Source organism: Micromonospora sp. M51, from assembly GCF_018070305.1.
Taxonomy (GTDB): Bacteria; Actinomycetota; Actinomycetes; order Mycobacteriales; family Micromonosporaceae; genus Micromonospora; species Micromonospora parva.
Genome location: NZ_JAGPXZ010001154.1, coordinates 1 through 1,284 on the forward strand (window position 1 = coordinate 1; position 1,284 = coordinate 1,284).

At 76.9% G+C, this 1,284-nt stretch carries 2 protein-coding genes; both read left to right on the forward strand.

Going from position 1 to position 1,284, the window contains the following annotated elements; translation table 11 throughout:
* Window positions 1–570 (forward strand): DUF998 domain-containing protein (locus KBX53_RS33265; protein ID WP_210863822.1); only part of this gene is annotated, 570 nt, incomplete at its 5' end.
* A 169-nt stretch (window positions 571–739) separates the two neighbouring features.
* Window positions 740–1,284, forward strand: a 545-nt coding sequence (locus KBX53_RS33270) for a DUF998 domain-containing protein (protein ID WP_210863823.1), incomplete at its 3' end; no start/stop codon positions are given.

Consider the following 1,284-nt stretch of genomic DNA (forward strand, 5'->3'; position numbering starts at 1 on the left):
GTGGTGGCCCTGGTGCTGCTCGGCTGCTGCTACCTGTCCGTCGCCGCCGTCCTGCACGCGGCCGGGCTGCCCAGCCGCTTCCTGCTCGCGATCGGCGGGGTGGCCACCATCGCGCTCGTCGCCTTCCCCCGGCCGCCGGTCGGCGGCTCGGTCAGCCACGGCGTCACGGCGACGGTGGCCGTCCTCGCCCTGGTGCTCTGGCCGGCCGGTTCGGCGCTGCGGCTGCCGCGCGGCCACGACACCGAACACCCCGACCGGCCGGAGCCACCCTGGGCGTTCCGCCGGTCGGTGGGGTTGAGCGCCACGCTCGTGCTGCTCGCGCTCTTCGGCTGGTGCGCGTTCGAGGTGACCAGCGGGTCCCGTACCGGATTGGCCGAGCGGGTGACGGCGGTGGCGGTCTCCCTCTGGCCGCTGCTGGCGCTCCTCTCCGCCCGGCGGGCGCACCTCGCCTGGTCGGCCGACGGCACCGTACGGGTGGGCCCGGACCTGCCGACCATCGGCGTCGTACCCCCGGATCCACTCGGACCCCCGAGCGGGCCGACCCCCGGGCGACCCGACCGGCTGCCGTGAGTCGCCGCCGGACCTGAGCTGGCGTCGCCACCGCCCCCGGTCTGGCGTCGCTGCCCCCGCGTGGTCGGTGGGGGCTTCAGCCCGTCGACGGGCGGCGCCCTCGGCGTCGTCCGTCTGCCCGGACCGCGCGGCCCGGGAACCGCGCCGGTCGCACCGCTACGATCGCCCGATGTCCGCCGTTCCCCGTTGGGCTCTGCTGTCGGCCGCCGGCGCACCGCTGTTCCTCATCGGCGGCTGGACGGTGGCACAGGCCGCCCAGGCCGACGGGTTCGACCCGGTGCGGCAGACCATCAGCGCGCTCGCCGCCACCGGCGCGGACCATCGCTGGATCATGACGATCGGGCTGGCGGGCCTGGGCCTCTGTCACCTGACGACCGCGCTCGGCCTGGTCAGCGCCGCACCGGCGGGCCGCGGGCTGCTCGGGTTGGGCGGGCTGGCGACGGTGCTGGTGGCCGTGTTCCCGCAGAACGCGACGGGCAGTTCGACGACGCACGTCGTGGCCGCCGGGGTGGCGTTCGGCGCGTTGGCCGTCTGGCCGGCCCTGGCGGTGCCCCGTCGCGCCGCGTCGCCCCTCGCCCGGGAGCACCGCCATCCGCCGCAGGACGGGCCGGCTCCCGTACGCCGGGTGGCGCTCGCCGCGGCGGCGGTCCTGCTCGGTCTGGTCGGCTGGTTCGGCGTCGAGTTCTTCACCGACGGGGCGTGGATCGGGTTGAC